Genomic DNA, 26,407 nt, shown 5'->3' with positions numbered 1-26,407 from the left:
GTTCGACGACATGACGTGACACCCCGACTTCGCCGCGGTCGCCTCCGCGCTCGACATCACGGGCATCCGCGTCACCGACCCGGCCGATCTGCACGACAGCGTACGCAGGGCGTTCGCGACTCCGGGACCGGTCCTGCTGGACGTCCTGACCAACCCGGAGGAGGTGGCCGTACCGGCGAAGCCGACGGCCGGCCAGGGCTGGGGGCTTCGCCGTCGCCAAGGTCAAGGAGATCCTCTCGGGCGGAGAAGGCTGAGCTGTCCATTCGCGGGTAACCGCGCAACACGCGAGCGAGTGCGAGTAGAGCTCGAGGGAACGCCAAGAAAGGGCACCGAGATGACGATGGCAGGGATACGCGGCGACACGTCCGTCCCCACCGCAGAGGAGCTCCGCCGACAGGTCACCCGCACCTGCAAGGAGCTCGGACGTACGGTCACGGCGCTCGCCTCCAAGGCGGAGCAGTCCGCCGCCTTCAACAAACAGGTCGCACAGGTCACCGACCGGCTACGGGACACGGCGGCGCAGGTCGGCCACCAGCTCGGCCAGCTCGTGGACGAGACGGACCTCGACTCCGTACGGGGCAAGGCCGGCCGGGCGGTGAACGCGGCCCGCAGCAACCGCACTGCGCTGCTCACGGCCGCGGGCGTACTGGCCGTCCTGTTCGTCCGCCGGACCCGGCGGGCACGACGCGCGACGCAGAGCCCCGGGGGCGGCGGAGCCTGAACCGACCGTGTCCGGGGTGGGCTGGCCGCGTGGACTCCTGCTGTTTCAAACGGGCTTCACGGGTCAGGCGAGAAACGAATCTGCACGCGCGTGCGAGATCCGTAGTCGCGTTTGATCCGATGGGGGTTCCAAGGATGGGAAACGTGCCGCGTCTGCCCGGTCGTGCCGAGCACCACTGGTTGTGGCAGGAGGAAGCCGCCTGCCGGGAGCTGGGTTCGCGGCTGTTCTTCCACCACGCGGGCGAGCCGGGCCAGGACCGCGAACGGCGGGACGCGGCTGCCAAGGAGGTCTGCGCCCTGTGCCCTGTGCAGCGCGACTGCCTGCGGCACGCGCTGAAGGTGGGAGAGCCGTTCGGGGTCTGGGGCGGCCTCAGCGAACGCGAGCGGCGCCGGCTCGCGGCCACGAAGGCGGAGCGCTCGGCGCTGACGTCCACCGCTTGACCCAAGCCGTCAGCCCATACGTACTGCGGAAAGGGGTGCGGCCCCCACATCACGGGGCCGCACCCCTGTCCGCGGTCTCAACAGGGGCGGACCGGCTGCAGGTTGTGTACGTAGCGGGCCGAGACCCAGCCCTTCGAGCCGTGTAGCCGGTACCACACAGGTTTGCCGTCCACCCACCCATGGATTTCCGCCGCAGCGGCCAGGGAGCCTGCGAGTGCGGCCCCCGCCGCCATCGCGGCCAGGTACTGGACGCAGTCGTGGACCGAGCGGTACACCGTGGCCTGCAGGGCGACCAGCGCCGTGAACGGTGCGAACGTGGACACGGTCGGAGGCGGCAGGTAGCGGGCGATCACCCACGCGGCCACCGCCGCGACCACCGATTCGACCCCCAGGGTTAGTTAGTCCCGCTCACTTCCAGGGCCTCGTGCGACGCCCCGCAGGTATTCGATTCGTTCCGTGACGGCCGCCCGAATGCGGCCGGCTACCTCGCCCGGTCTGGGCACAGTCGATCACCTCGTCAGCCCGTGTTCCCCACCGCCCCGCATCACACACCGGTGGCCCGGAGGAGTCGGATGGTCAGGGGGCCGCAGCCTGCGGCGCGGGCTCCTTCTGGTTCCGTTCGATCTCGGCGCGTTCCTGTGCGATCTCTCGGGTGAGGAAGAAGTTCAGGACGGTGCGGATGGCCGCGATGGCCGCCAGCTGGCCGATCTCGGTGAAACTGGGGGCTATCGCCGTGCGCAGGACATCGCCCGCCAGCTGGAACTCAAGCCCCAAGACCAGGAAACGTCCGAGACTGAGGCGGATCTTGTTGAACTCGCCGATCAGGGAACGCCGGCGCAGACCGGTCGTGGCGAACCGGGCGAAGGCCCACACAGTGCCGGCGAAGATGATCAGTGCGCCGGCAGCCTCGATGACGTGCACCAGCCAGCCGATCATCTCCCGGACGCCGGACGCCGGACTCGGACAGCAACTCCCCTACGGCGTTCATGGATCCGCTCTTACCCGCGTGCACGCTCCTACACGAGCCGTCGCCGGCGTCTCCCAGCACACGACGGGCGCCAGAGGGAAGTCGGCCGTAGGTGCATGAAAGTGGGATGGCGAAGCATGCGGGAAGGATGGAATGCGTCATATACGACCAGGACTCGGGCCGCTCGGACCACGTGGAGTGTGAGCTGCCCGACGACGCCTGCTTCGCGGCACTCAAGCGACTACGGGACTTGGGTGAGGGCGAGTTCGCCTGGGTCCGGTTGGCGGACCCCGCGGAAGACGAACTGCTTCAGCTGGCCGAGGAGATGGGCTTGCACCCGCTGGCCGTGGAGGACGCCTTGCACGGCCGGCAGCGTCCGAAGCGCGAGCGGTTCGGGGACGTGCTGGCTGTAGCGCTGAAGACTCTGCGGTACGTGGAGGAGTGCGCAGCGGTGGAGACCGGCGACATCATGATCTTCGTGGGACCTCGCAGTGTGCTCACCGTGCGCCACGGACCGATCGATCCCTGTACCGAGGCTGCCAGTCGGCTGGACGCCGATCCGGATATGCTGCGTCCGGGCCCCTGGGCCGTGGTGCACGCGGTGCTGGACGTCGCCGTCGACGCGTACAGTGACGCCGCCCGCAGAGTGCGCGCCACGCTCAACCGGCTCGAGGACGAGGTGTTCTCGACTGACCGCGTCGACCACACCGAGCGGATCTACTCCCTCAAGCGAGAGGTCCGCGAGTTCCGTGACGCGGTACAGCCCCTCGTCCCGGTGGTCCAGGGCCTTCTGAGCGGCCCGGGCGAAGAGAAACATCAGCCGAAGATCATCCCGTACATCCGCGACGTTGCCGATCATCTGCACCGCACGGACATCGAGGTACGAACCCTGGACGAACTGCTGGACTCAGTCCTCGGCGCGCAGCAGGCCCGCGTGGGCACGTGGCAGAACGACGACATGCGGCGCATCTCGGCGTGGGCGGCGATCTTCGCGGTACCCACGATGGTCGCCGGCGTCTACGGCATGAACTTCGAGCACATGCCCGAACTCGGCTGGACCTACGGCTACCCCCTCGCCGTGGGCCTCATGACGCTCGCGGCAGGAGCCCTCTACCGGGCCTTCCGCCGCAACGGCTGGCTGTAGGAGTCGGCCGCTACGAGGCTCCGGGGCCTTCCCGACGTCCCTCGGGGAAGAACCCGGGCGCGGGCCGGGCACTGGCCGCCGCCGAGGCGCGGGGGCAATCCAGTCGCCTCTGAAAAGAAGGCCACCGGCTACTCTCGTGCCTTCGCTGACATGAGTGGCCCTGCGCTGGATCGGCGCGAGGTATGACACGCACACCGACACCCGGCAGCGGCCAGGAGCGCGGGAACCGGCCGCGAGAGTACGCCTGGACCAGACCCGCGGGTGGAGGAGTGGGCGCCTGACCGGCCCACCGAGCTGCCGAAGCGGTCGTGGAAGGCGGTGCTGCGCGGCACCGTGGAGGAGTTCAAGGACGACGAGCTCGCCGACCGGGCCGCGGCGCTCACCTATTACGGGGTCCTGGCCCTTGTCCCCGCCCTGTTGGTGCTGGTGTCCTTGCTGGGCATCGCGGGGGAGTCGGCGACGAAGCGGGTCCTGGACAACCTGCAGAAGCCGGCTCCCGGTTCGGCGCGGGACGTGGTCAGCGACGCCGTGCGGCAGCTCCAGGGCCATGCCGGGGTTGGCTCGTTCCTGGCGGTCGTCGGCCTGGTCGTCGCCGTGTGGTCGGCGTCAGGCTATATCGCCGCGTTCATCCGTACCTCGAACGCCGTTTACGACATGCCCGAAGGCCGCCCCGTGTGGAAGGTCCTCCCGCTGCGCCTGGCCCTCACCGTCACGCTGATGGTCCTGGCCTGCGCCAGTGCGCTGATCGTCGTCTTCTCCGGGTCGCTGGCCCGGCAGGCGGGCTCCGCGCTGGGGGTGGGGGACACGGCTCTGGCCGTGTGGTCGATCGCGAAGTGGCCGGTGCTGGTCCTCCTCGTCACGATCATGATCGCGATTCTCTACTGGGCCGCGCCGAACGCGAAGGGCCGCGGCTTCAAGTGGGCCGAGTGGACAGCCCTGGTCTCCGGCTAGGTCCGGGAGAAGGCAGAGCAAGCCGCCCAGCTTCTGGAGGACAAGACGCCCGACCCGCGCCTGGCGAAGGCCGAACAAGCTGCAACCGTCGCACGCGTCAACCGCACTCCGCCCCTCGCGGCAGGAGCCGCCGATGAAGACGTCCAAGATCGCCTACAAGCCGGTCGGTTGGCCCCTCGGCGCCGTGAGCGCGGGTGCCGCGTTCAAGCAGGTCTGGAGGGTCCTCGAAGGCGAGGGCGACGCTCCGACGCCACCGACGAGGACTGGCCCTAGAAGCAGATCCTGCTCGCCGCGGCCATCCAAGGCGCGACCTTCGCCTTGGTCAAAGCCTCGGCCCACCGGTCAGGAGCGGTGGCCATACGGCGCCTGACGGGCACCTGGTCGGGCTGACCAGAGCGATGGTGGGGCCATTTTCCCCGAGCGTGTCGGCCCCACCGGCGTGGTTACGTCCGAGCGGTGAGGTTGCACGCTGCCTTCCTCGATCAGCGCCGCCCTTGCGCGTTGCCCGCGTCCAGCCTTCAAACAGGCCTCGCAGCACACCCGGCCCGAAGACGTAGCCGAGGCCATCCCCTGCGGCGACGACGTGGACGCTTTCGTTGAGGCAGTACGTCCGTACGCGGAAGCGAGGTTCGCCGAGGTTGCCCTCGTCCAGATCGGCGGCGACTGGCAGGAGCCGTTGCTGGTGTGGACCGAGGCCGAACTGCTGCCCGCACTACGGAACCCGTGAGGCGGCCCGACCGCGAACGGCATCCGCGTGAACCCGTGCGCCCGGCTGGTCAGTCCAGCCGGATGGCCAGCAGGCAGGTGTCGTCCTCATGGGTTTCCGGCGTGTACGCGGCCATGATGCGGTCGAGGGCCTTCTGAGCGGTGAGGCCGTCGCACGCGACCAGCTCCGTGAGGAGGGCGTCGACGCCCGTGGTGATGTCCTCGCCGCGCCGTTCGACCATGCCGTCGGTGTAGAGCAACAGGAGGTCGCCTGGCCGGAGCACCAGGGTCGCCGTGGCGTACGCGTAGCCGGGCAGCATGCCGAACAGCGGCCCCCGATGGCCGGTGTCGAGCGCCGTCGCCAGGCCGTCGCGCAGCAGGAGGGGTGCCAGATGGCCGGCGCAGGCCCAGCGGAAGTTGCGCCGGGCGTCGACGTGCCCGATGATCCCGGTTGCGGTCTGGGCCGCCGGGTCGCCGCACAGGAGTTCGTTGAGCCAGGTGGTGAGCTGGCCGGCGTGGGTTCCCGGAGCGTGGGCGAGTCCGGCCAGGGCGTGCCGCTGCTGAGCCATCCGGGCTACGGCGCCCAGGCCGTGACCGCAGGCGTCACCGATGGCGATGAGGCCGCGGCCGTCAGGGAGCAGCCGGCACTTGTACCAGTCGCCGCCGACGGCGGCCTCCGATTCGGCGGGAACGTAGGCCGCTGCCACGGAGAGCCCGAGCCCGGCGAGCTCCGCCGAGTGGGTGGGCATCAGCGCCTCCCGCAGTACCGAGGCCACCCGCCGCTCGGCGGCCGCTTCCTCGCGCAGGTGCTCCGACTGGCGGCGGGTCGCCGCGAGCCGCTGCCGGCTGCGGACCTGCGTCGTGAGGTCGCGGGCGATGAGGTGCACCGACCACACGAGCCCGTCCGTGGAGAGGACGGGGCGGCCCACCAGGTGCAAGGTCCGGATCTCGCCGAACACACTGAAGCGGACCTCGACTCCGGGCGGCTCCTCGCCGTCGAGCAGACCCGTCAGCAGCTTGCCGAAGCGGGGTACGTCCTCCAGCAGGACGGCGTCACAGAGTTCCGGCAGCGACAGGGGCCGCGCCGCATCGGTACGGAAGAGCGAGCACAGGCCCTCGGACCAGACGGTGTCGCCCGACAGCAGGTCCCAGGTGCCCCAGCCCATGGACGCGATGTACTGCGCGTCACGCGACAGGAGCTCCGCACGGTCGTGGGCGGGCCGCCAAGTCGCCAGTACGTTGTCCCCGCAGGAGGCGGCCTCGTAGAGCAACTGCGTGCGGTGCAGGCCGTCCCCGCGCCGCTCCGTGTAGTCCACCGCCAGTGCCTTCAGGGCCCGCCCCGTCCGCAGCACCCCGGCCAGCGCGTCGACCAGACCGCCGGCCGCGGCCCCCGGCTGGACGTCCCGCAGCTTGCTGCCCACGTGCCGGTCCGGTGACTCCAGCCACCGGGCCGGCCGGACGTGGTTTCCCGCCCGCACGGTGAAGTCCACGGTTTGGCCGGCGTCGTCGCGGACGGGCACGAGCAGCGCCGCTGACACGGGGATGGCGGGCAGCGTGGCGCATACGCATGCCCATGGATCGTGGCCCTCCGGCCCGTCGCCGCAGGAGTGCCCGGGGCCGTCGCCCCCGCCGCAGGCGCAGGTCTGCGGCGGGCCATCCGCCGGAGCGGACGCGGACACTCCTTCGTCCGGCCGCACGCCCGCGGCACTATCGACGGCCTTGCGCAGGGCGGCGACCTCACGCGCGAGGAGTTCCTTCAGCGAGCCCGGGTCCTGCGGGATCAAAGGCGGCATCGTTCCTCACAGGGAAGCGGACGGAATGCGGACTCTCTGGGACCTTGTCACTGTTTGCCTCCGTCGGCCGCCCGTCTCCAGAGCCCGCGGTCTCGCGGTTCCCTCGATCGGTCCAGTGGGGTGGGGGCGGAGCAGGGCACACGCATGTAGCTGCGCAGCTGCCCATCCTGGGGGCCTGCCGTTGTCCTGCGTGTCTGCTCTGATCGATGTGCGCCCCGAGGCGACGACGGGCCACGTCCTCTTTCTTTCCCGCTTCTTATGACGGCGGTGACCCGTACGTGGTGCAGGTGTAGTTCCTGGACGGCGCTAGCGTCCTGGCGCTATGGCACTTCGACCGGCAGATGCTGGCCGAGGGGCTCCGCCGTCCGGTGGGGGAGGGCGATGTTGCAATCCGCCCCCTTGGTCGGTACCGGCCTGGACACCCGGGCCGTGTCCCACCTACGAGCCGCCTCTCCTGCGCCGCTCGCGCATCCTCGACGGCGACAGCCGGTGCAGCCACCTGCGGACACCGGAAGCCCAAGGGCAACCGGTCCTTTGACCGCTTGCGCTGCACCGCCGACGGCGGTACAGCGCAAGCACCCTGCCTCTAGGGGCATCAGGTCCGCACAGCAGTGCCGCCGTGGGCGGCCGCGCATCGTCGCCAAACCGTGTGAGAAGGCCCTGCAGGACGGGGACGAGCGGCTGGACCGCGTCACGGAACTCCCTGATCGTCATCGAGGTGCTGCTGCCCCACGGCAACACGCCTGCCGCGCCTACGGACCGCCCGGCGCCCGCCCCGGGCGAGGGGCCAGGGGTCAGGGGCGGGGCACCACCACCATCTCTCGGGTCGGTGTGCCGGCCGGGGCTCGACCGGATCGGGCGTGCTCGTCAGGCCGCTTCGGCGGCGAACATCCAGTGGTGCTTCTCCAACTCGCCGGTCAGGGCGATCAGGAGGTCCTGGGTCACCGGGTCGGGCTGGTCGGTTGCCGCGATGCGCTCCCGCATCCGGGTGATCACAGTGCTGAGGGAGTCGACGAGGATGCGTACGGCATCCACGTCCCTGACCCAGCCCTCCGGTACGCCGCTGAACGCACTGGCCGATGCCACTGTGGAGGCCCGGCCGTCAGGGGAGATCCCGAGGGCCGCGGCGCGCTCGGCCACGACATCAGAGTGAGTTCGGGCCGCGGCGACGACCTCGTCGAGCTGGAGGTGCACGGAACGGAAGCGGGGGCCGACCACGTTCCAGTGGACCTGCTTCGCGACAAGCGACAGGTCGACCAGGTCCACCAGGGCACCCTGCAGCGCATCACCGACGACCTTGAGGTCGGCTTCCGGCAGGGCGTTATTGACTACGGACACAGCTGTGTCTCCATTCCTCGGTGTAGATGGATTCGAACTCACTGCCATCTACCCGGTGATCTTCGGGTGAACCTGTCCGCTAGGCCATCTGATCAGGGCCTTAAGGCCGCTGGCCCGGTGTCTGAGGGCCCGGTCGATGTCCATCTCTCCGCCGACGGACACGATCACTCGCTGCTTTTGCGCGTGCGCTTCAGCGGGTGGCACGCGGTCCCGCGCATCGTCCGATCCACTGTCCGGCCGGCCGCCAAGGACGAAGGCGTGGGACGAACCGCCTGATCCCGGGATCGCCCCACCCCGCTTGCCGCTGCGCATGCGGAACTCGTCGCGGCGGATCCTGCGGCCGGGACGACTGTGACCGGTGTCGCCGCTCGCTGGGGATTCGCGCACCAGGGCCGGTTCGCCGCCGCGTACAGGCAGGTGTATGAGGTGGCTCCATCGGTCACCCTCGGTACCCGGTGATCGCGGCGGGCGGTCTCACAGCATCGGCGCCGGCCTATCCGGCCCGTCGGCCTCGAGTTCGGTGATGTCGAAGACGGTGTCGGCGCCCGTGATGTTCAGCAGGCGCGACATCTGTGGCGCCGGGTTGGCGAGGGCCAAGGCGCGCCCGCTCTCCACGCACATCAGGCGCCCCTGCAGCAGCGCGTTGAGTCCGGTGGAATCGCAGAAGGCGAGCCCGGCCAGGTCGACGACGACGCGCGCGGGGGCGCCGGTGCAGGCCGCCGACAGCACCGCGCGGAGAGCGGCGACGTGGCCGAGGTCCATGTCGCCTGACAGGTGATCAGGGTGGCGTCGGGGAGGGTGAGGACGGTGACGCTCTGGGGCACTGGGGCGTCCGTGGGGTTCACGCCACCTCATTCGGATGCGGGCACGGAAGCTTGGTGCGGCAGCGGCGCGATCTGTTCTGCTCCGCCCATATGCCTGACTCGACCGGAGCGGCATCAGAAGCAGTGGGCAGCCCCGGAAACGAAGGAACGCACGCTGCTTCGTTTGGCGGACTGGGCGGCGGAGGCCCGGCCCGGCACGGCGCCGCAGAAACGCCGGGCAGTGACGCGCCGACGGCGGCTCATGGCTTGACGGGGTCCACCCGATGGGAGCCCCCTGCCGTCGGCGAGAGGTGGTAGACGGCGAAGGCCCGGTCGATTACGGCCATGGCCACGTTCCGGACGTGGACACCACCCGCCGTCATACCGTGTTCGGTGCCCAGGTGGGCGTGACCGTGCAGGGCCAGGTCGGCGCCGGCCGAGTCGATCGCCTCCGCCAAGTGGTAGCTGCCCAGGAAGGGGTAGATCTCCAGCGGCTCGCCCGCGAGGGTGTCCGGCACCGGTGAGTAGTGAGTGAGGGCGATCCGCAGTGCGGCGCCCCCTTCGTCGAGTTGGCGCAGAGTCCGCTCGAGGCCCTCCGCGCGTGTACGGCTGTGGCGCATGAACGCCTTCATCTCCGGTTCGCCGAACTCGCTGCCGCTGCGCCCGGCGAAGCCCCCGCCGAAACCCTTGGTCCCGGCGATGCCGACCCGCGTCCCTCCGAGGTCGAGGAGAGCGCCGTCTCCCTCCAGGACGTGCACGCCGACGTCGGTGAGCTGGCGGGCGACCGCTTCCTGCTGGTCGCTCTGGTAGTCGTGGTTCCCGAGTACGGCCACCACGGGCACCGCCAGCGCGGCCACCTCGCCGGCCACCACCCGGGCCTCCCGTTCCGTGCCGTGCCGGGTGAGGTCGCCGGCCAGGAGGAGCAGGTCGGCGCAGTCGCCGAGGGTGTCGAAAGCAGGCCTCAGCCGGCCGGCGCTGTCCGGCCCGAGGTGGATGTCCCCCACCGCCGCCACGCGGATCACGACAGCACCTCCGGGTGGTCCGGCGCGCCGCTGTGGCTGACGGTGATGTCCCCATACCAGTCCGTCCCCGCGAGTTCCTCCGCGGCGATCCGCAGCACGGCCTCACGGCACTCCTCGTCGGCCACCCGACCCCGGACGACGGCTCGGGCCCCATGCGCGTCGACCCGTATGCCGAGCTCGGCGACGTCCTCGCGCGCCAGCCGATCTCGCAGGTGCTCGATCCTGTACTCGACGTTCTCCGAGTGTTCGGCGTGCCCGGCGTTCGTCATTGCGCGTCCTCCGTCACATCGGCGCGTTCGATGACGCGGAGCCGGTCGAGGAGGTGGAAGAAGGCATCGGGCAGCGGAGCCGATCGGTGATCCCGGTCGAGTCGCTCCCAGTCGATCTGTTCGCGCAGCATCCTGGCCATGGGCAGCAGGTCGCCGAAGTCGCAGTAGTGCTCACAGAGGGCGGCGAGCCGGCTCTCCATGAGGTCGGTGGGAGCCAGGACCGGCATCCAGACCGAGTCGACCGCCTTGACGCTCGCCCGCTCCAGCAGCGCGGTGTCCACGGGGCGTCGGGCCAGTTCGAAGATCAGATCGATCTCCTCCCCACCCGACCGGCCCTTGACCAGCCAGTCCTCCGGCGCTCGGCGCATAGTGATGCCGCCGCCCTCCAGGGCTTTGATCGCCGCGTCGGCGTCCTCGGGGCGGACGCAGAAGTCCGTGTCGTGCTGGAATCCGGCCGAGAGACCATGAGCGAAGGCTGCCACGCTGCCGGCGAGCGCGAAGGGCAGGCCGGAGCCCTTCAGCAGCGCGGCCACCTGTTTGGTGGTTTCGAGGATGGCCTGGGTGTGGTCCTCGGGAAGGGGTCCGTCCTCCGGTGCCGCGTGGCCCAGAAGATCGGACGGGGGGACCGCCCCCGGTACGGGGACATCGGCATGCGTCACGGAACGCCTCACTCTCACTCGAGGTGCAATCTTCGGCAGGGAGCGCCTAACCCGTCCGGTGCGGGTCAAACTCCCGGTCTCACCCCCGCCGGGCGCCCGGTGTCCATCGCGTCCGGCCGCTGTGATGCCGTACTGGGCGCGCCTCGTCTCGAGCCCCCCGGCCAGCTCGCGTCGACGAGTCCGCCGGCGGCGGCTCCCGGCTGGACGTCCCGCGGCTTGCTGCCCACGTGCCCGTCGGGTGGCTCCAGCCACCGGGCCGGACGGACGTGATTCCAGGCCCGGACAGTGAAGTCCACGGTCCGGCCGGCGTCGTCCGGTGCGAGGGCGCCCGATCGATCGCCCGCGATGTTCTGGCGGGGGCAGCGCGGGGGAGTACCTGCTGAAAGACGTGCTGCTGATCGCATCCGACCTGGTCTCCCACGCGGACCGCCACGCCGGCGGCGTCAGCGACTTCCACGTGTGGCACCTCGCGGGCTGTGTCGCGGCCGAAGTGTCCGACAGATCCTCGTTGTTCCCCGGCACGCCGGAAACACCCCTGGGAGCGTTCTGGTATGGCAGCCGGCGCAGCGCACGGCGCAAGCCCCCTGCTCAGCCGGCCCAGCAGAATGCCGCGGCGCAGGCGCGCCAAGACTCCTGGCAGACGCCCGACGACGGTGCAGGCTCGACACCGCGCGTCTAGGCCGTCTCTTTCGGATCCTGCCGAGCCCGCGCTCACGAGCGTGCACGGGCTGCGGCCGCGAACACGTCGTACGTCCGCAGATCCAGCCAGGAGGGAGCGGAGCAGTCGTGGCAGTACCCCTGGTCGCGGTCGACAACACCGTGATCGGGTACCTCCGTGGGCGTGTCGACGCGGGGCCGGCCTCGACGGTGCACGCAGCCGTCGCCGGAGGGGGCACCGCCGCTGCCGGCCCTGCCGACGTCCAGCCCGCGGTGGAATCCGGGGGACGGACGATGCCGGTACCGACGGTCTGGCCGACGGCGGCGCAGAACCGGGCCCGGTGGGACGGAGCTGAGCCCGTGGGCCAGCCCGGGGGCCGAGTGCGGGCACTTCAGACGTTGTGAGAGCGGGAGTCCGATGCGGTGAGGAAAATCCGGCCCTCGGGGTAGGCGAGGGTTCGACCAGTCACCGCACGGAGGAGATGGACCCAGATGACAACCTCATTGCTCGAAGCCGTTGACATCCAGGCGCCGGTGTCCGTGAGCTGGAACCTGTGGCAGGACGTCGAGCGCTGGCCCTCGTTCCTTACCCACGTCCAGCACGTACAGCGCGTCGACGGGACCACATTCGTCTGGCAGGTCTCACTGCCCGGGGCGCACAAGGAGTTCGTGGCCGAACTCACGGAAGTGATTCCTGAGGACCGCATCGCCTGGCGCACCACCGAAGGCGTTCATCACGCGGGCGTGGTCACCTTCCACCGGCTCAGTGACACGCACAGCCGAGTGACCCTCCAGATCGAGTACGACCCGGCCGGCTTCGTCGAGCACTTGGGTGCCCTCACCAACCTTGATGCTGTCCTGGCCAACTATGACCTGGGTCAGTTCCAGACCATGGCCGAACGCGAAGCGGCAGAATCCTGACCTCCGTGTCCGGGGCATGCGTGACGGATCAGCCCGCCTGCAGCCCCGGCCACCCGGCGGCCTCGCCGCGTTCCACCAGCCCGCACCGCGGGCCGCATGAAAATGGGGCAGGAGGGGGCGGCCCGTGGTGAGCAGGCGCGAGCCTTGGACCACCGAGGAGTCCGGCACCTCCACTCGGGCGCGATCGGGGCCGTCCTCGCCGATGTCACGGTCCCGGGCCCGGCGTACTTCGATGCGGGTGCGGGCGGGGGAGGAGATCGCTGATTCGGACACGGTGTAGGCCGCCGCACATCGCGGGCTCGACAAGCCCGCGGCAGGGTTGCGTGGTCCTTGCGCCGCACGATCGTGGTGCCGCGCCCGTGAGGCTTAGCGACCACCTCCTGCGGAGTGGACGTACCAGGCTGCCAGCGCGGTCACGATGCCCATGGTCATGGTCAGCAAGTACACCGCCGCGTTCGCTCCGAGCGACAGGATCCCCACGACGCCGATGACGGTCGCCAGTGTTCCGGCGAACAGCACGAGGTAGGCGCAGACCAGTGCCGGGGAGGTGTTGCCCTTCATCGGTGGCTCCTTGACGGCCTGCTCGACGTGCGCCTGGGCCTTTTCCGTACCCGACATCAGGACCTTTTCGTGTACTACCGGATTGGTCGTGAGGCTCTCGTGCTCCCGGTCGCCGCCCGCAAACCCCTCGATCCTCCCGAGTGGTGTGCCGGCCCAGGTAGGGGGAGGGCGATAGTTTCCCTACCAGAGGTATTCGGGGTGGAAGCGGGAAAGCGGGACAAAGGATGTTCGTCAACGCGCCGCGTGGCGGCAGATAGGCAGGTAGGCCGCGTGCTCATCGACCTTTCCGGGAAGACCGCCCTGGTCACCGGCTCCACTCAGGGCATCGGCGCGGCGATCGCGGCCGGGCTGGCCGCGGCTGGGGCCGGTGTCGCCATCAACGGCCGGAGCGAAGCGTCCGTTGACGAGGCCGTGACCCGGCTCGGAGTTAATGGTGGCACGTTCATCGCCGCGCCCGGAGACATTGCGACGGACGGCGGCGCCGAAGCCGTCTTCGCTGCGGTCCCGGACGTCGACATCCTGGTCAACAGTCTCGGCATCTTCGGTTCTCGGCCGGCCCTGGAGATCGAGGACGCCGAGTGGCGCCGCTATTTCGACACGAACGTCCTTACGGCCGTGCGGATGATCCGGCACTACCTGCCGGGCATGGTCGAACGGTCCTGGGGCCGGATCCAGAACATCGCCAGCGACTCGGCCGTGGCGATCCCCGCCGAAATGATCCATTACGGCATGTCGAAGACCGCCCTCCTCGCCGTGTCCCGAGGCTTCGCCAAGGAAGCTGCGGGCACGGGGGTGACCGTGAACGCCGTCATCGCCGGGCCCACGCACACGGGAGGCGTGGAGGACTTCGTACACGAGCTCGTGGGCGCAGACCTTCCCTGGGACGAGGCGCAGGGAAGGTTCATGCGCGAGTACCGGCCGCAGTCGCTGCTCCAGCGGCTGATCGAACCCGAGGAGATCGCGAACATGGTGGTCTACCTCAGCTCCCCCTTCGCCTCTGCGACGACGGGCGGGGCGGTTCGGGTCGACGGCGGCTATGTGGACTCCATTCTGCCCTGACCCCAGACCTGCCGCGGGGCCAGCCGGAGCGGTCCCGGCACCGCGCCGTGAGGAGTGCCGGGACCGTGGCTCTCAGCCTGTGAAACGGTCCGGGTCGGGGCCGGTCCGTTCGTCGCGGTTCAGCGCGGAGATCTCGCCCACGTCACCCTCGGTGAGTTCGAAGTCGAAGAGGTCGAAGTTCTCCTCGATGCGCGCGCGGGTCACGGACTTGGGGAAGATGATGTCCCCGCGCTGCACGTGCCAGCGCAGCGTCACCTGGGCGGCCGACTTGCCGACGCGCTCCGCTATGCGCTGGATGGCCGGGGCGTCGAGCACCTTGCCCTGGGCGATGGGAGACCAGGCCTCGGTGGCGATGTCGTGCTCGGCGCCGTAGGCCCTGACGTCATCCTGGGTGAGGTAGGGGTGAACCTCGATCTGGTTGACGGCGGGTACCACCAGGCTGCCTTCCAGTAGTCGTCGCAGGTGGTGGGGCTGGAAGTTGGAGACGCCGATGGCCTTGGCCCGTCCCGAGCGGTAGATCTCCCCCAGGGACTTCCAGATCTCCACGGGGTCGCGACGGGTGGGCAGCGGCCAGTGGATGAGGAAGAGGTCGAGGTGATCGAGGCCCATCACGTCCAGACTGCGGTCGAAGGCCCGCAGGACGTCGTCGTGCGTGTGGACGTCATTGGATAGCTTGCTGGTCACGAAGACGTCGGCACGGTCGAGGCCCGAGTCGAGGACCGCCCGGCCGACCTCCCTCTCGTTCCCGTACATCTGTGCCGTGTCGATGTGGCGGTAGCCGACCTCCAGCGCGGCCAGTGTCGTGTCCCGGGTCTCCTCGGGCGGGATCTGGAAGGTGCCGAAGCCCAACTGGGGTATCTGTACTGCATTGTTGAGGGTGATTGCGGGTACTGCGGTCACGTGTGCTCCTGACGTCGCCGGTGGCATTGACATCCGTACCGGTACTGGCTGGGAGGGCGGGAAGGCGCGGGAGACGGCCGTATCGCTCAGCCGGCGATCCCGCTGAGTGCCGCCCCGGGAGGAAGGATCCGGACGAGCTTGCGGTTCGCGAACTCACGCATGCCGAGATCGGCGAGCTCGCGGCCGTAGCCGGACCGCTTGATGCCCCCGAACGGCAGGTCGGGCTGGGTCGAGGTCGGGTGGTTGACCCAGACCATCCCGGTCTCGACGCGCTCGGCCACCCGACGCCCCCGTTCCACGTCCGCACAGAACACGGACCCGCCGAGGCCGTACTGGCTGTCGTTGGCCAGGGCCACGGCCTCGTCCTCGTCGGCGACCCGGTAAACGACCGCGGCCGGCCCGAAGAGCTCCTCGGCGTAGGCGCGCATGCCCGGCTTGACGCCGGTGAGGATCGTGGGTTCGACGAAGGCGCCCGGTCGGTCGATCCGGTGGCCGCCGGTGACGAGTTCCGCACCCTGCTCCACCGTCTCGCGGATCTGTTCGACGAGGTCCGACGCGGCCCGCTCGGAGGAGAGGGGGCCGAGGGTCGTCGCCGCGTCGGCGGGGTCGCCCGGCCGCAAGGCCTCGAACGCGTGGCGCATGCCGGCCACGAAGTCCTCGTAGACCTCGTCCAGGACGATGAACCGCTTCGCGGCCACGCAGCTCTGCCCGGTGTTCGCCATCCGGCCCGACACGGCGGCGGTGACGGTGCGCTCCAAGTGGTGCCCGTCGAGGACGATGAAGGCGTCGCTGCCGCCCAGTTCCAGGAGGCTGGGCTTCAAGTTCCGTCCGGCCCGTCCGGCGATCACCGCCCCCGCCTTCTCGCTGCCGGTCAGGGAGGCTCCGCGGACGATCGGGCCGTCGATCAGGCGCCCGACCTCCTCGTGACTCACGAAGAGGTTCGTGTAGACGCCCTCGGGTGCGCCCGCGTCGTGGAACAGTGACTCCAGGGCGAGCGCGGACTGCGGGCAGATGCCGGCGTGCTTGACGAGCACGGCGTTGCCCAGCACCAGGTTGGGCCCGGCGAACCGGACCACTTGGTAGAGGGGGAAGTTCCACGGCATGACGCCCATCAGCACGCCGATCGGCTCGGTGACGAGGTACGCCTCGCCCTCGGCGACGTCGAGCGGTTCGGCGGCGGTGAACTCGGGCCCCCGGCGCGCGTAGTACTCGAGGATGGACGCGGCGAGGTCCACCTCTCCACGCGCCTCGGCTATGAGCTTGCCCATCTCCAGGGTGATGAGCCGGGCCAGTTCCTCCTTGCGTTCCCGCATCAGGTCGGCCGCGCGTCCGACGACGGCCGCGCGTTGTGCGATCGGCCGTCCTCGCCACGCCTCGTACGCCTCGGCGGCGAGGTCGAGCGCGACGTCTACCTCCTCACCCTTGACGGCCGGGAACTCGGCGAGGGTTTCGCCGGTGTACGGGTTGACGGTCGCGAACGGGCTCTTGGGTGAATCCGACATGGAACCTCCGGTGGAACAGATGCGGTGTGCGAGTTCGAATGCGTTTGAGGGGGCGGGGTCTCGCGGCCCTGGGGGAGTGGGGGCGCGAAGCAGGAACGGCGCTCCGCGTCCTTCGGCGGCCTCGACGGCTCAGCGGCCGCGCCGGCCGGCTACGAGCCGGTAGAGCAGCAGGAGCACGACCGAGCCCGCCACGGCCGCGATCCAGGTCGAGAGGTGGAAGAACCCGTTGATCGACTCGACGCCGAAGATGACCTTTCCGAGCCATCCTCCGAGCAGACCCCCGACGATGCCGATGATCATCGTGATCAGGCAGCCGCCCGGGTCACGGCCGGGGGTGACGGCTTTGGCGATGGCTCCGGCCAGCAGGCCGAGCAGGATCCAGGCGATGATTCCCATGGTGATCTTTCTATGGAGGAGCACGGGCACTCGTGAAGGTGACCGGGATAAAAGGGTTCAAACCTGCCTTTCTCCTATCTCCGGAGGCTCCGTCCGGGGTAGTGCGACGAAGCTGGACGACCGTCGTGTTGCCCACCGCGACGAGCGGTACGGCGATCACGGCGCCGGCGATGCCCGCCGCCAGACGGCCGGCCGCGACGGACAAGATGACGGCCAGTGGGTGCACGGGACGGCCCGGCCGAGGATGAACGGCTGCAGGACGAGTCCTTCGAGCTGTTGCACCGCCAGGGGGATGAGGAGTACGGCGAGCGCGGTGACTGGCCCGCAGGCCACCAGCGCGACGAGGGCGGCCAGCGCTCCCGAGGCCACGGCGCCCGGGAGGGGGACGAACGCGCACAGGAAGACCAGCGCCGCCAGCGGCACCGCCAGTGGTACGTCCAGGAAGTACAGGCCGAGCCCGATGAAAAGGCCATCGATGAAGGCCACGGCCACGGTGCCACGCACGTAGGCGGCCAGGGTGCGCCACGCGTACGGGGACGCCGCCTCGGCGAGCCTCCCGGCGGCGGGGACCAGCCCGAGTACCCAGCGCCAGACGCGGGGCCCGTCGTAGACCAGGAACAGGGTGGAGAAGGCCGTCAGCAGGGCTCCGATCAGGAACTCCGCCACGAAGGTTGCACCCGGCAGGCCGGTCGCGGCGAGCTGTGAGGCGTTGGATCCGACGGCGTCGCTCAGGCTCTGGGCTGCCTGCTCGACCTGCTCGTCCGTGACGTGGAGGGGGCTGTGCAGGGCCCAGAACCGTAGCTGATGGATGCCGTCCTGGAGGCGACGTCGTCGGAGTTGGCGACGACCTGCCAGACGACGAACCAGCCGATCAGGGTCACCACCGAGAACCCGGCCACGATGACGAAGGCGGCGCCGAGACCGCGGTGGAGGCCGGAGCGTTCCAGGCGGCCTGATAGGTGGGATGCCCCTCGGAGCTGTCGTGGCCAGCTCCTGAATCGAAGCCGTACCGCCGCCTCGGCCGGGGCAGGCCCGGGGCCGCCCGACTTGCGGCAGCGGTTTGCCGAAAGCCGGGTACGCAGGGGTGGAGGGGCAGCGGCAGGGGCCGCTGCGGACCTCGCCCAGGCGGCCGTCCTGTCCCTCCTCGTAGCGGATCTGCTCCTTGCGCACGGTGTTTCGGAGACTTCCTTCTGCTCGGTGACCTCCTCGGTCTCCAGGCGCACCCGCTCCACCGGCACGGTTTCCTTGCGGGTCACCCCCGCTCGGCGTGCTGAGTGACCTCCGTCTCCGCTTCGCCGGGTCGCCGCCCAACCCCTCCCCTTCGCGGACGGGCTCGCGCACGACCCGTACCTCCTTGTGGCTGATCGGGACGGTTCTCGGTCACGACGACGCTGCGCCGTGTCGTTGCCGTGCCCCTGCGAGCCTGCCACCCGGGCCGCGCCCGGACCCGAGAGGTTCTGGACGCGGCAACGGGGCGAGGCACTCACCGACCGGGCCGTCCAGCTCGGCATCCCGATCCTCCTCCGCCGTGTCCACCAAGTGAGCCAGTACGTCAACCACGTCACGGCGGACGGGATGGCCGCCCGCTCTCTTGCGGCAGCGGACGGACTGCACTCACCGACCCGGCGGGCGCTCGGCCTGAACGAGCGGCCGAGGGCCGGCGGCCACGCTGTTGGTGTCCCGCCTCGGCACGGCGGGCCGCACCCCCCCTGCGGGACACGGGTCCGCTCCGCCGGCAGGCTCGCTTCCGGGTGGCCGGGCGGGTCTTATCCGTGGGCGACGCCGCCGGACACGTCGACGCCCTGACGGGCGAGGGACTCGCCCTGGCCCTGACGGCCGCCGCCGAACTCGTGCGCTGCCCGCGCGAAGGGCGCCCCGAGGCCTACGAAGACGCGTGGCGCCGACTCTCCCGCACCTATCGCGTACTGACCAAGTCCTTGCTGTGGGCCCGCAACCAGCCTCGCGTGAGGGCTCGGCGCTGCCGGGGATTCCCCCTCATCCCTGGGGAAGCTGACCAACCGGGCGTGGAGGCACGCGCTTTCGCGGTCCTGGGCTGGTCGTGCGAACCCGCATGTTGCACCGGACTTCCGGCTCGCTGTTTGGGCTCCGTCGAGCGGGCCAGACGGGAAGGGAACGCGCATTCGAACGCGGTGAGCATCCGATGGGGTTGCGAGGTGGGAAACGTGTCGCGTCTGCCCGGTCGGGGCGAGCACCACTGGTTGTGGCAGGAGGGGCCCGCTTGCCGTGAACCGGGCTCGCGGCTGTTCTTCCACCCCAGGGGTGAGCGGGGTTCGGACCGCGAACGGCGCGACGAGGCGGCGAAAGAGGTGCGCGCTGTGGCCGGTGCAACGCGACTGTCTGCGGGACGCACTGAAAGTCGCAGAGCCGTTCGGGATCTGGGGCGGTCTCACCGAGAGGGAGAGGCGCGGGCTCCGTACCGGGGAAGCGGAGCAGTCGGCTTTGCCTTCCACCGCTTGACCCATGCCAACCGCGGGGGCGTGACCCGGCAGGCGTAGTACTTCAGCACCGCGCCCGACTCCGCGATCCACGCTGTTCGTCGTCGGCATGACCGAGGGCTGTCCGGACGCGTGCGGGTGACCGTCAGGGACCGGACGAGGCCGGGAGGTCACCCGGTCTGCGAGGGCGCGACGGGCATCTCCGGGCGGAGATCAGCGAGGGGTCGGAATTCGGTCGGCGGTTCAGGGGGCGGGGGGCGCGCGCCGCGAACAGGACGCTGTCGTCCTGGGCCTCCCGAGGCCCGATGGTGTCCAGGCGTGAGCGCGGTAACGCGTGTAGCCGGATCCCCGGCGGGGCCGAGGCGAGCTCTCGGGCGCAGGGCGGTCCACGGGACCCGGCCGCCGAGCGGCAGGTGCAGGTGCCAGTTCCGTTCGTAGCCGCTCCGCAGCGCCGTGCCGAAGGGCAGGTCGAACACGGCGAGCAGCGTCGCGAGGCAGTACGGAGTGCGTACGGGTGAAGACCCCGGGCACACGCAGGCCATGACGGTACTCAAGACAAGCGTTCTCATCCTGGACTGCGCCGAGCCCGAGCCCCTCGCCCGGTTCTACGCCGAACTGCTGGGAGCCGCCGCTGGTCCGGCGGCTGGGGACGGGGAACTGATCCTCGTCGCCGGTGGCTCCGGCGCGGTTCTCGGGGTCCGGCGCGATCCGAACCACCTGCCGCCGAGCTGGCCGGCGCCGGAGGACTCCCAGCAGACGCATCTGCGCATCCTGGTCGCGGCCGAGGACCTGGACGAAGCCGAGCGGGAGGCCGTGGCACTCGGCGCGCGCCCGTTGGCGGCCGGGGAGGACGGTAGCCGGCTGGACGACCGCACGACGCTGCGCCGGTTCAGCGATCCGGCAGGGCACGCGTTCGTCCTGGCGGCCATGCCCAACACTTCGCCGTCCGCGGCGCCAGCTAGTGAAGTTCCCCAGACAGCGGCCCGACGTCGCCCCCCGTCGGCGTCGGCGTCGGCGTCGGCGTCGGCCTTGGGCTCACGGTGACGGGGCCGCGGGGGCGGGTCTGCGGGTGACGGCTCGCGCTCCATGTGTCAGAGCGTGGGTCCGTGGTGGGGGCAGCGGATTTCCCCGACTCCCACCACCAGCACCCTGACCACGGTTCCCCGTTCACCCAGCGTCCGACTCCGGTCCGGAGCCGTGTTCGGTGCCGCGTCGCGCGATCAGTGGCTTCTCGCCGAGCGCGCGGATCGCTCCGGCCTGCTACCGCCCCCGAAGACGGGTGGTAGCGAAGCCGCGCGGGCCACCGCACTGGAACGGCTTCCGCGGTTTCGGGGCTGCCGCTCACCCAACCACCGGCCTCGCCGTAGCCGCGTACGAAGTTTCAGACCTTGCGCACCATGTCTCCGGTGAACCAGCGTGCCCACCCGGGTTACTGCCATGCCGCTCTCCACCCGGCCTGGGCGGCGGTGTGCGCAGCGCCTGACTACCTGGCCATGGACCTCGAACGGGCACAACGGCTGCTCATTCGGCAGTAGGAGGTCCGATGGTGAGGGGCTGTACGTGTCGAGGGTGTACACGCCGCCGGCGTTGCCCACGCCGTAGAGCAGCCCGTCCTGAACGCGGTAGTCGATCCCGACCAGTGCCGTGTCACCCGCGAGACCGGTGACGGCGCCCGCCGTGGACACCCGGTCGGGTTCGCCGGTACGGAATGACACCAGCTGCTGGTCGTCGGTCAGGCCGGTCACCTTCAGACCGCCCCGGCCGTGGTCGTGCTGGTCGCTGTCCGCGGCGACCGCCGGTCCGGTCACGGACAGGGCGGCGGCGAGCGCCATCACGAGGACTGCCTTACGCATGAGTTCTCCACTGAGTCGACCCGCCCGCACAGCCGGGGGTCACCTGGCAGACACAACCAGTCACATCCCGGTCCGGCTTGTCGAACGCAGCCAGATGGAGGCGTCTTCCCCAGCGCTCCGATGACGCGCACGCACGCGGGCACTGCGTGCCCGCTTCGTCTGATCGACTTAAAGCCGCACCTCACCGAACATTTGTGAGAGTTCTGTGAGAGCTCCCGATGTGATCACGTTCCGTGGGTTGCTGTTGGTGGAACGAGCGGCACCGCGCCCGCGGCGGCGTCCAGGCTCCGACGGCGTGCCCAGCGCCCTCTGGGCCTGACCGGCGAACTCGGCACGGATGCCTTGCCCCGTCCGGTGGTCCGTTGTGGCCGACGGGCGCGATGGCCCCACCTGCCGGAGCCCGTGCTCCGGGGGTCGGGCCGTAGACGTCGCACCTGTGAGGAGCGAAAGGTGCCCAGTCGGCCTTGGGAGATCTGCGCGCCCCAGGCCTTCACTCGACTGAGGCACCCGTCCGCCCGGCGTTCTGCGGCGAATAGAGGGTGGACGGCCAGGCCCGTCAAGCCTCCGTCTGTCGGTCGTCAACCCGTCGGCCGTTACCCCCCTAGGGTGCAGGAGGTCCGCACCATGGCAACAACGACCGCACCGACCTCGCGCCGCCGCCCCAGCAAGCCTCCGTCCCCGGGCGACTGGGTCGGCCACGCCCGCCGGACCGGGCCGGCCGAGGTGGGCTCCGACACTCGCAGCTTCTCCCGCGCCAACATTCCGATCGGCGGACTGACGCTGCTCGGCATGGCGGTCGCCCGCCCCGCGATCCCGATCCAAAACACGATCTTCGGTCTCGCCACGCCGGCACGGGCGCGCGCCCTCGTCGGCGCCGGTGCCTGGTGCGTCCGGTCTCGCACAGGTCTGGCGTTGATCCTCGTGGCCTTCGCCGTCCTAGCTGCCTTCGGACCTGCCGGTACAGCCTCCGCCGCACCCGTCTCTGGCCAGATCCCGCTTTCAGACCGGGCTGCTCCGGATCCAGGGATCGGTAAGCCGGTCCGGGACGGAAAGTTCGAGTTCACCGTCACCCGCCTCCAGCAGGGCGGGGACAACATCGGCGGATCATACGGTGCCGATGCGCAGGGACGCTTCCTCCTCGTCCATGTCACGGTGCGCAACATTGGCGACCAGAGTCAGACCTTCGACGGAAGCGACCAAAAGCTGTTCGACGCGAAGAACAGGCGCTACAACGCCGATACCGGCGCCGCGATCTATCTCAAGGACAGCCACTCCTTCCTCGAAGCGATCAATCCTGGCAACCAGGTCAAGGCCGTCATCGTCTTCGATCTCCCCACCAGCACCCGACCGGTTCGGCTGGAACTGCACGACTCCCTCTTCAGCGGAGGCGTCACCGTCGACCTGATCCGGCATGAACCCCAAGCCCGCACCGCGCCCGGAATCGCTTTCACTGCCTGACCTGCCCGAGGCGTCCCCGCTCAGGCGCGGCCGAGACTGATTCCCAATCGCTCTTGTCAAGGTCACGGAGTCCTGTGCGGACCTTGAGAGGGTCCAAGCGGCGGAGTGGGCCGGCAGCCTCGAACTCCGTCGTCAGAGGCCTGTTGGACAATCCGCTCCGTCAGCCTGCACCGCAGCATGGAGACCCGCAGCGGCAGGCTCGGCGCGGGTCTGAAGGGCATGAGGAGGACGGGGTTGGAAGACCATCGGGCAGCGGATGACCTCACCCCGCGCCTTGACGAACTGGCGGCCGGACTCTCGGATCCGGATTGCGATCTCGACCACCTTGCAGAGATCAAAGAGGAGCTCGCAGCCGCCGGCCGCGGGATCTGAATCCGTACCTGGAACAGCATCTCGCGGCAGCCGTGGAAGCGGGCAACTGGTACGCCCGTCACGTGCTCGCCCGGATTCTGGCGAAGACCGCCGGCCACTCGTCGCTTGCCGCCCTGTTGCGGGCCTACTCCCACGATCTGGATGACGACCAGGGCTCCCTTTCGACGACGCTCTATGTGTTCGCGCAGGAGGAGCCCGCTGTCGCGCTCGAAATCCTCTGCTATGCGCCGTTGGCAACGATGAGGACCTTCGTAGGGCGGCAATCTGGCTGCTCGGCTTCGTCCCCGAACCAGCTGATCTCGACCTGCTGACCCAAGCCGCAAAGGACTCGGACGAAGGAATCCGCAACGCGGCCGTGGGCACACTCGGCAGCCGCGGGAAAGAGCCCGCGGTCATCGACCTGCTGTCGAACCTGCTGGACGACCCTTCCTCACAGGGGCGAATCTCCGGCCTCAGCTCCCTCAGCTTCCTTCAACAACCCAAAATGCGGCATCACGGACGAGGCTTTCCCGCTTGCCTCACGCCAGACGCCGGAACGATGCCGCGGTGAACGTGGAGTGGGCCGCCGGATCGACTCCGCGACAGCACAGGTGTCGTCGGATCTTCGAGGAGGGCGCGAGCCGTACGGGCGTCCGTGTGGCCGCTGCAGTGCCCAGGTCTACGAGGCCGCGACGAACCCAAATCGAGAGCTGAATCCTGTCGGGATCAGAGCGGGTGGGTACACGGCTGTGGGCCGGTCCCCGTGAGGGGGCCGGCCCATCCGTCATCGTCCAGTGTCACGCCTTGGTGATTACTTCGGCATGAGGACGGTGTCGACGATGTAGACGTTGGCGTTGGCGGTCTTGACGTTGCCGCAGACCACGTTGGAGGTGTCGTTGACCTTGTAGGTCTCGCCCGAGCCGCTGGTGGTGAGCTTGGTCTTCTCCAGCGTGTCGAAGGAGCCCGACTCCAGCTGCTTCGGGGTGAGCTTCTCGCCGACGACGTGGTAGGTGAGGATCTTGGTGAGGGTGGCCTTGTCGGCGAGGACCTTGTCGAGGTCGGCCTTGGGGATCTTGGCGAAGGCGTCGTTGGTCGGCGCGAACACCGTGATGCCCTGGGCGTTGTTGAGGGTGTCGACCAGACCGGCCTTCTTGACGGCGGTGACCAGCGTGGACAGCGCCGGGTTGTTGGAGGCGGCGGTGGCGACCGGGTCCTTGGCCATGCCGTCGAAGGAGCCCGCGCCGTCGGCGGGAACCCCGGCGCAGGCCGGGCCGAACGGCTTGTCCATCGCCATCGAAGCGTCCGGGGTCGCGGGCTGCGAGGCGGCGGGGGCTTCGCTGCTCTTGTCCGCGGAGGATCCGGACGCGGAGTCACTGCCGGAGTCGGAGCAGGCGGAGAGGGCGAAGGGCAGGACGGCCGCTGTGGCGACGGCGAGCGCGGTACGACGGAAACACAGGGTGTTCGACATGATCAAAATCTCCTGTTGTGTTCTCAGAAATACGCAAGGGTGAGGTATGTGGCTGGGTCGCGAGGCCGGACCGCAGCACCTGGGAGCCGGGCCGGACCTGCGGGGCTGTTACGTGGTGACGAAGACGCTGTGCCAGCCGCTGGCGCCGTCGGGGATGGTCCTTGTGCGTTCTTCGGTCTGGACCTGGCCGGTGCCGTCGGTGGCGCGGACGGTGAGGTTGTGGCCGCCCGGTGTCGGCTTCCAGGGGTAGGACCACTGTCGCCAGGTGTCCTTGTTCGCCTGGGGGGCGAGGTCGGCGATGTGCCAGGGTCCGTCATCGACCCGGACTTCGACGCGGTCGATGCCGCGGTGCTGGGCCCAGGCCACGCCGGCGACGGTTACGACGTCGCCGGTGGGCCGGCCGAAGGGCTTGGGGGTGTCGATGCGGGCCTGCGTCTTGATGGGCGCCTTGCGGGCCCACCTGCGCTTGACCCAGTAGGGGTCGTAGGAGTCGAAGGTGGTGAGCTCGATCTCCTGGATCCACTTGCAGGCCGACACGTACCCGTACAGGCCGGGGACCAGCATGCGGACGGGGAAGCCGTGGTCGAAGGGCAGGGGTTCGCCGTTCATTCCGACGGCCAGGATCGCGTCGCGGCCGTCCATGACGTCCTCGACCGGTGAGCCGAGCGTCATGCCGTCGACCGAGCGTGCGACCAGCTGGTCGGCCTTGCCGCCCTGGGACGGCGCCTTGACGCCGCACTCCTTGAGCAGGTCGTCCAGGCGCACTCCGAGCCAGCGTGCGTGGCCGATGTAGGGACCGCCCACCTCGTTGGAGACGCAGGTCAAGGTGATGTCCCGCTCGATGAGGCGCCGGTTCAGCAGTTCCTGGAAGGTGTACGTGCGCGGGCGGGTGACGCCCTTGCCTCGGATCCGAAGCCGCCAGGTGTCCGCGTCGACTTTGGGGACGACCAGCGCGGTGTCGACGCGATAGAAGTCCTTGTTCGGGGTGGTGAAGGCGCTGATCCCCTCGACCTTGAGCTGTGCTCCGGCCGGGAGCGCGGGCGCTGCGGACGCGGGTGCGGGCAGGGTGATCGCGGCACGGGAAGCGGTTGCGCCCTGGCCGCTCTTGCCGATGAGCGCGCGTCCCACGGCTCCGGCGCCGGTGGCGGCGACTGCGGTGACGGAGGCCGCGGTGAGGAAGCCCCGCCTCGACCAACCGCCACCGACGACATCCGCATCGGCGGGTGAGCTGCCGGAGTTCAGTTTCCCGGCCAGGAGGTAGAGGACGGCAGCGCCCGCAAGCGCGCCGGCCACGGACGGCAGTGCGTCCGCGACCCCTTTTGTGTCGGGCCTGCCCAGTGCGGCGGCCGCGCCGATCACACCGAAGATCAGAACACCCGCGGCACCGGCTCGCCGGTAGCGCAGGGAGACGATGCCGAGGATGAGTCCGAGGAGGCCGAGGACGGCAAGGATGCCGAGCTGGAGAACCACCTTGTCGTTCTCACCGAACGTGCGGATCGCGAAGTCCTTGACCGCGGCCGGGGTCCGGTCGATGGCGGCGCCGCCGACCACGGTCACCGGCCCGGCCTGCGGTCGGACCAGAGAGGCCACGAGCTCGGCCACCGCCAGCGCCGTGTACCCGGCCAGCAGACCGGACACGGCGCCCAATGCGCTGCGGGCTAGGGACTTGCGGAAGGTGCTCACGATGCCCATTCGCTGTGGTCCGTCCGGCGGATTGGTCGCTTCTACGTTCAACTGGTTATCCGTGCCTGGCGGGCCATGCGGATAGGGGTGTCGGCAGGCTGTCGCAACGGTCTGTCTGGCTTCGCTGTCGCTCACCGAGCTGTGGGGCGGTCGGCGCAAGGGTCACTCAAAGGGATGACAGCCCAGGTGCGGGGTAGCTGCTCAGGGCAATCCGCACATATGCCCGCTCCGAAGAAGCGGTAAGACAGCGGAGGAACATGGCCGGCCCCCGAGGGGCCGGCCCTTCTCGCGGCGAAAGAGCTGTTGATGACCTCAAGGTATGAAGGCGGG

General features: G+C 69.8%; 27 protein-coding genes and 7 pseudogenes. 18 read left to right on the top strand and 16 right to left on the bottom strand.

Annotated elements, in window-relative coordinates; genetic code table 11:
* Positions 1-19: 19 nt before the first annotated feature.
* The 3 genes and pseudogenes from ACFYYB_RS27835 to ACFYYB_RS27825 form a co-directional block, all read left to right on the top strand.
* Positions 20-254 (top strand): annotated as a pseudogene (locus ACFYYB_RS27835) (thiamine pyrophosphate-dependent enzyme); the annotation flags it as partial.
* Positions 255-340: 86 nt separating this feature from the next.
* Entirely contained in the window at positions 341-721 is a 381-nt protein-coding gene (locus ACFYYB_RS27830; protein WP_389438386.1) for a hypothetical protein, read from the top strand.
* A 134-nt stretch (positions 722-855) separates the two neighbouring features.
* Positions 856-1,161 carry a WhiB family transcriptional regulator gene (locus ACFYYB_RS27825; RefSeq protein ID WP_389438384.1) on the top strand — a complete coding sequence of 102 codons (306 nt, stop codon included), beginning with the start codon at positions 856-858 and terminating at the stop codon, positions 1,159-1,161.
* 77 nt (positions 1,162-1,238) lie between these two features.
* Here the strand turns inward: ACFYYB_RS27825 and ACFYYB_RS27820 are convergent, their stop codons facing one another.
* A complete protein-coding gene (locus ACFYYB_RS27820; RefSeq protein WP_389438383.1) occupies positions 1,239-1,484 on the bottom strand; it encodes a hypothetical protein in 246 nt (81 codons plus the stop codon).
* A 253-nt stretch (positions 1,485-1,737) separates the two neighbouring features.
* Complete coding sequence (locus ACFYYB_RS27815) at positions 1,738-2,097, bottom strand: DUF1622 domain-containing protein (RefSeq protein WP_389438382.1); 360 nt, start codon at positions 2,095-2,097, stop codon at positions 1,738-1,740.
* 179 nt (positions 2,098-2,276) lie between these two features.
* On the opposite strand from ACFYYB_RS27815, the gene ACFYYB_RS27810 reads away from it, so the two are divergent.
* The 4 genes and pseudogenes from ACFYYB_RS27810 to ACFYYB_RS27795 form a co-directional block, all read left to right on the top strand.
* Positions 2,277-3,272 (top strand): magnesium and cobalt transport protein CorA, encoded by a 996-nt coding sequence (locus ACFYYB_RS27810; RefSeq protein ID WP_389438381.1) that lies wholly within the window; start codon positions 2,277-2,279, stop codon positions 3,270-3,272.
* A 182-nt stretch (positions 3,273-3,454) separates the two neighbouring features.
* Positions 3,455-4,193: pseudogene (locus ACFYYB_RS27805) on the top strand (YihY/virulence factor BrkB family protein); the annotation flags it as partial.
* 163 nt (positions 4,194-4,356) lie between these two features.
* Positions 4,357-4,613 (top strand): annotated as a pseudogene (locus ACFYYB_RS27800) (DUF4235 domain-containing protein).
* 115 nt (positions 4,614-4,728) lie between these two features.
* A pseudogene (locus tag ACFYYB_RS27795) lies at positions 4,729-4,950 on the top strand (LLM class F420-dependent oxidoreductase); the annotation flags it as partial.
* Between the two features lie 49 nt (positions 4,951-4,999).
* Here the strand turns inward: ACFYYB_RS27795 and ACFYYB_RS27790 are convergent.
* Complete coding sequence (locus ACFYYB_RS27790; RefSeq protein WP_389438380.1) at positions 5,000-6,721, bottom strand: PP2C family protein-serine/threonine phosphatase; 1,722 nt, start codon at positions 6,719-6,721, stop codon at positions 5,000-5,002.
* 296 nt (positions 6,722-7,017) lie between these two features.
* On the opposite strand from ACFYYB_RS27790, the gene ACFYYB_RS27785 reads away from it, so the two are divergent.
* Entirely contained in the window at positions 7,018-7,311 is a 294-nt protein-coding gene (locus tag ACFYYB_RS27785; RefSeq protein WP_389438468.1) for an SsgA family sporulation/cell division regulator, read from the top strand.
* Positions 7,312-7,588: 277 nt separating this feature from the next.
* On the opposite strand, the gene ACFYYB_RS27780 is transcribed toward ACFYYB_RS27785, so the two are convergent.
* Positions 7,589-8,059, bottom strand: a complete 471-nt coding sequence (locus ACFYYB_RS27780) for a Dps family protein (protein ID WP_389438379.1) — start codon at positions 8,057-8,059, stop codon at positions 7,589-7,591.
* Positions 8,060-8,377: 318 nt separating this feature from the next.
* On the opposite strand from ACFYYB_RS27780, the pseudogene ACFYYB_RS27775 reads away from it, so the two are divergent.
* Positions 8,378-8,518 (top strand): annotated as a pseudogene (locus tag ACFYYB_RS27775) (AraC family transcriptional regulator); the annotation flags it as partial.
* 15 nt (positions 8,519-8,533) lie between these two features.
* Here the strand turns inward: ACFYYB_RS27775 and ACFYYB_RS27770 are convergent.
* The 4 genes from ACFYYB_RS27770 to ACFYYB_RS27755 all read right to left on the bottom strand — a co-directional run bounded on the left by ACFYYB_RS27770 (position 8,534) and on the right by ACFYYB_RS27755 (position 10,812).
* Positions 8,534-8,914 carry an STAS domain-containing protein gene (locus ACFYYB_RS27770; RefSeq protein WP_389438378.1) on the bottom strand — a complete coding sequence of 127 codons (381 nt, stop codon included), beginning with the start codon at positions 8,912-8,914 and terminating at the stop codon, positions 8,534-8,536.
* A gap of 208 nt (positions 8,915-9,122) precedes the next feature.
* Complete coding sequence (locus tag ACFYYB_RS27765; protein ID WP_389438377.1) at positions 9,123-9,884, bottom strand: metallophosphoesterase; 762 nt, start codon at positions 9,882-9,884, stop codon at positions 9,123-9,125.
* Positions 9,881-10,153, bottom strand: a complete 273-nt coding sequence (locus tag ACFYYB_RS27760; protein WP_389438375.1) for a hypothetical protein — start codon at positions 10,151-10,153, stop codon at positions 9,881-9,883. Before ACFYYB_RS27760 ends, ACFYYB_RS27765 begins: the two co-directional genes overlap by 4 nt.
* Complete coding sequence (locus tag ACFYYB_RS27755; RefSeq protein WP_389438373.1) at positions 10,150-10,812, bottom strand: nucleotidyltransferase family protein; 663 nt, start codon at positions 10,810-10,812, stop codon at positions 10,150-10,152. The genes ACFYYB_RS27760 and ACFYYB_RS27755 overlap by 4 nt, the downstream gene beginning before the upstream one ends.
* A gap of 388 nt (positions 10,813-11,200) precedes the next feature.
* On the opposite strand from ACFYYB_RS27755, the gene ACFYYB_RS27750 reads away from it, so the two are divergent.
* Both ACFYYB_RS27750 and ACFYYB_RS27745 read left to right on the top strand, forming a co-directional pair.
* On the top strand, positions 11,201-11,491 hold the full coding sequence (locus ACFYYB_RS27750) for a hypothetical protein (RefSeq protein ID WP_389438372.1): 291 nt from the start codon (positions 11,201-11,203) through the stop codon (positions 11,489-11,491).
* A 470-nt stretch (positions 11,492-11,961) separates the two neighbouring features.
* Entirely contained in the window at positions 11,962-12,390 is a 429-nt protein-coding gene (locus ACFYYB_RS27745; protein WP_389438370.1) for an SRPBCC family protein, read from the top strand.
* 366 nt (positions 12,391-12,756) lie between these two features.
* On the opposite strand, the gene ACFYYB_RS27740 is transcribed toward ACFYYB_RS27745, so the two are convergent.
* On the bottom strand, positions 12,757-13,008 hold the full coding sequence (locus ACFYYB_RS27740) for a hypothetical protein (protein WP_389438368.1): 252 nt from the start codon (positions 13,006-13,008) through the stop codon (positions 12,757-12,759).
* Between the two features lie 213 nt (positions 13,009-13,221).
* On the opposite strand from ACFYYB_RS27740, the gene ACFYYB_RS27735 reads away from it, so the two are divergent.
* Positions 13,222-14,010 (top strand): SDR family NAD(P)-dependent oxidoreductase, encoded by a 789-nt coding sequence (locus ACFYYB_RS27735; RefSeq protein ID WP_389438366.1) that lies wholly within the window; start codon positions 13,222-13,224, stop codon positions 14,008-14,010.
* Between the two features lie 72 nt (positions 14,011-14,082).
* Here the strand turns inward: ACFYYB_RS27735 and ACFYYB_RS27730 are convergent, their stop codons facing one another.
* The 4 genes and pseudogenes from ACFYYB_RS27730 to ACFYYB_RS27715 form a co-directional block, all read right to left on the bottom strand.
* Positions 14,083-14,910, bottom strand: a complete 828-nt coding sequence (locus ACFYYB_RS27730) for an aldo/keto reductase (protein ID WP_389438364.1) — start codon at positions 14,908-14,910, stop codon at positions 14,083-14,085.
* 86 nt (positions 14,911-14,996) lie between these two features.
* Complete coding sequence (locus ACFYYB_RS27725) at positions 14,997-16,412, bottom strand: NAD-dependent succinate-semialdehyde dehydrogenase (protein ID WP_389438362.1); 1,416 nt, start codon at positions 16,410-16,412, stop codon at positions 14,997-14,999.
* A gap of 129 nt (positions 16,413-16,541) precedes the next feature.
* The gene (locus ACFYYB_RS27720; RefSeq protein ID WP_389438361.1) at positions 16,542-16,808 is read right to left on the bottom strand and encodes a GlsB/YeaQ/YmgE family stress response membrane protein; all 267 of its coding nucleotides are present in this window, start codon (positions 16,806-16,808) and stop codon (positions 16,542-16,544) included.
* A gap of 10 nt (positions 16,809-16,818) precedes the next feature.
* Positions 16,819-17,758 (bottom strand): annotated as a pseudogene (locus tag ACFYYB_RS27715) (AI-2E family transporter); the annotation flags it as partial.
* Positions 17,759-19,052: 1,294 nt separating this feature from the next.
* Here ACFYYB_RS27715 and ACFYYB_RS27710 point away from each other — a divergent pair.
* Positions 19,053-19,286 (top strand): WhiB family transcriptional regulator, encoded by a 234-nt coding sequence (locus ACFYYB_RS27710; protein ID WP_389438359.1) that lies wholly within the window; start codon positions 19,053-19,055, stop codon positions 19,284-19,286.
* 518 nt (positions 19,287-19,804) lie between these two features.
* Positions 19,805-20,194 (top strand): annotated as a pseudogene (locus ACFYYB_RS27705) (VOC family protein); the annotation flags it as partial.
* Between the two features lie 290 nt (positions 20,195-20,484).
* Here ACFYYB_RS27705 and ACFYYB_RS27700 read toward each other — a convergent pair.
* Entirely contained in the window at positions 20,485-21,096 is a 612-nt protein-coding gene (locus ACFYYB_RS27700; RefSeq protein WP_389438467.1) for a DUF4394 domain-containing protein, read from the bottom strand.
* A 645-nt stretch (positions 21,097-21,741) separates the two neighbouring features.
* Here ACFYYB_RS27700 and ACFYYB_RS27695 point away from each other — a divergent pair.
* The 4 genes from ACFYYB_RS27695 (at position 21,742) to ACFYYB_RS27680 (ending at position 23,497) form a co-directional block, all read left to right on the top strand.
* Positions 21,742-22,575, top strand: a complete 834-nt coding sequence (locus tag ACFYYB_RS27695; protein WP_389438357.1) for a DUF4352 domain-containing protein — start codon at positions 21,742-21,744, stop codon at positions 22,573-22,575.
* A gap of 177 nt (positions 22,576-22,752) precedes the next feature.
* Entirely contained in the window at positions 22,753-22,947 is a 195-nt protein-coding gene (locus tag ACFYYB_RS27690; protein ID WP_389438356.1) for a hypothetical protein, read from the top strand.
* Positions 22,948-22,979: 32 nt separating this feature from the next.
* Positions 22,980-23,258: a hypothetical protein gene (locus ACFYYB_RS27685; protein WP_389438354.1), complete on the top strand. Its 279-nt coding sequence runs from the start codon at positions 22,980-22,982 to the stop codon at positions 23,256-23,258.
* Positions 23,165-23,497, top strand: a complete 333-nt coding sequence (locus ACFYYB_RS27680) for a HEAT repeat domain-containing protein (RefSeq protein WP_389438465.1) — start codon at positions 23,165-23,167, stop codon at positions 23,495-23,497. The genes ACFYYB_RS27685 and ACFYYB_RS27680 overlap by 94 nt, the downstream gene beginning before the upstream one ends.
* A gap of 240 nt (positions 23,498-23,737) precedes the next feature.
* Here the strand turns inward: ACFYYB_RS27680 and ACFYYB_RS27675 are convergent, their stop codons facing one another.
* Positions 23,738-24,394 (bottom strand): fasciclin domain-containing protein, encoded by a 657-nt coding sequence (locus ACFYYB_RS27675; protein ID WP_389438352.1) that lies wholly within the window; start codon positions 24,392-24,394, stop codon positions 23,738-23,740.
* A 108-nt stretch (positions 24,395-24,502) separates the two neighbouring features.
* Positions 24,503-26,086 carry a molybdopterin-dependent oxidoreductase gene (locus tag ACFYYB_RS27670; protein ID WP_389438351.1) on the bottom strand — a complete coding sequence of 528 codons (1,584 nt, stop codon included), beginning with the start codon at positions 26,084-26,086 and terminating at the stop codon, positions 24,503-24,505.
* Between the last annotated feature and the right edge of the window lie 321 nt (positions 26,087-26,407).

This window comes from Streptomyces sp. NPDC002886 (assembly GCF_042888445.1).
GTDB lineage: Bacteria > Actinomycetota > Actinomycetes > Streptomycetales > Streptomycetaceae > Streptomyces.
The sequence above is the reverse complement of the archived record's forward strand: the minus strand, read 5'-3'. Positions and strand labels throughout refer to the sequence as shown.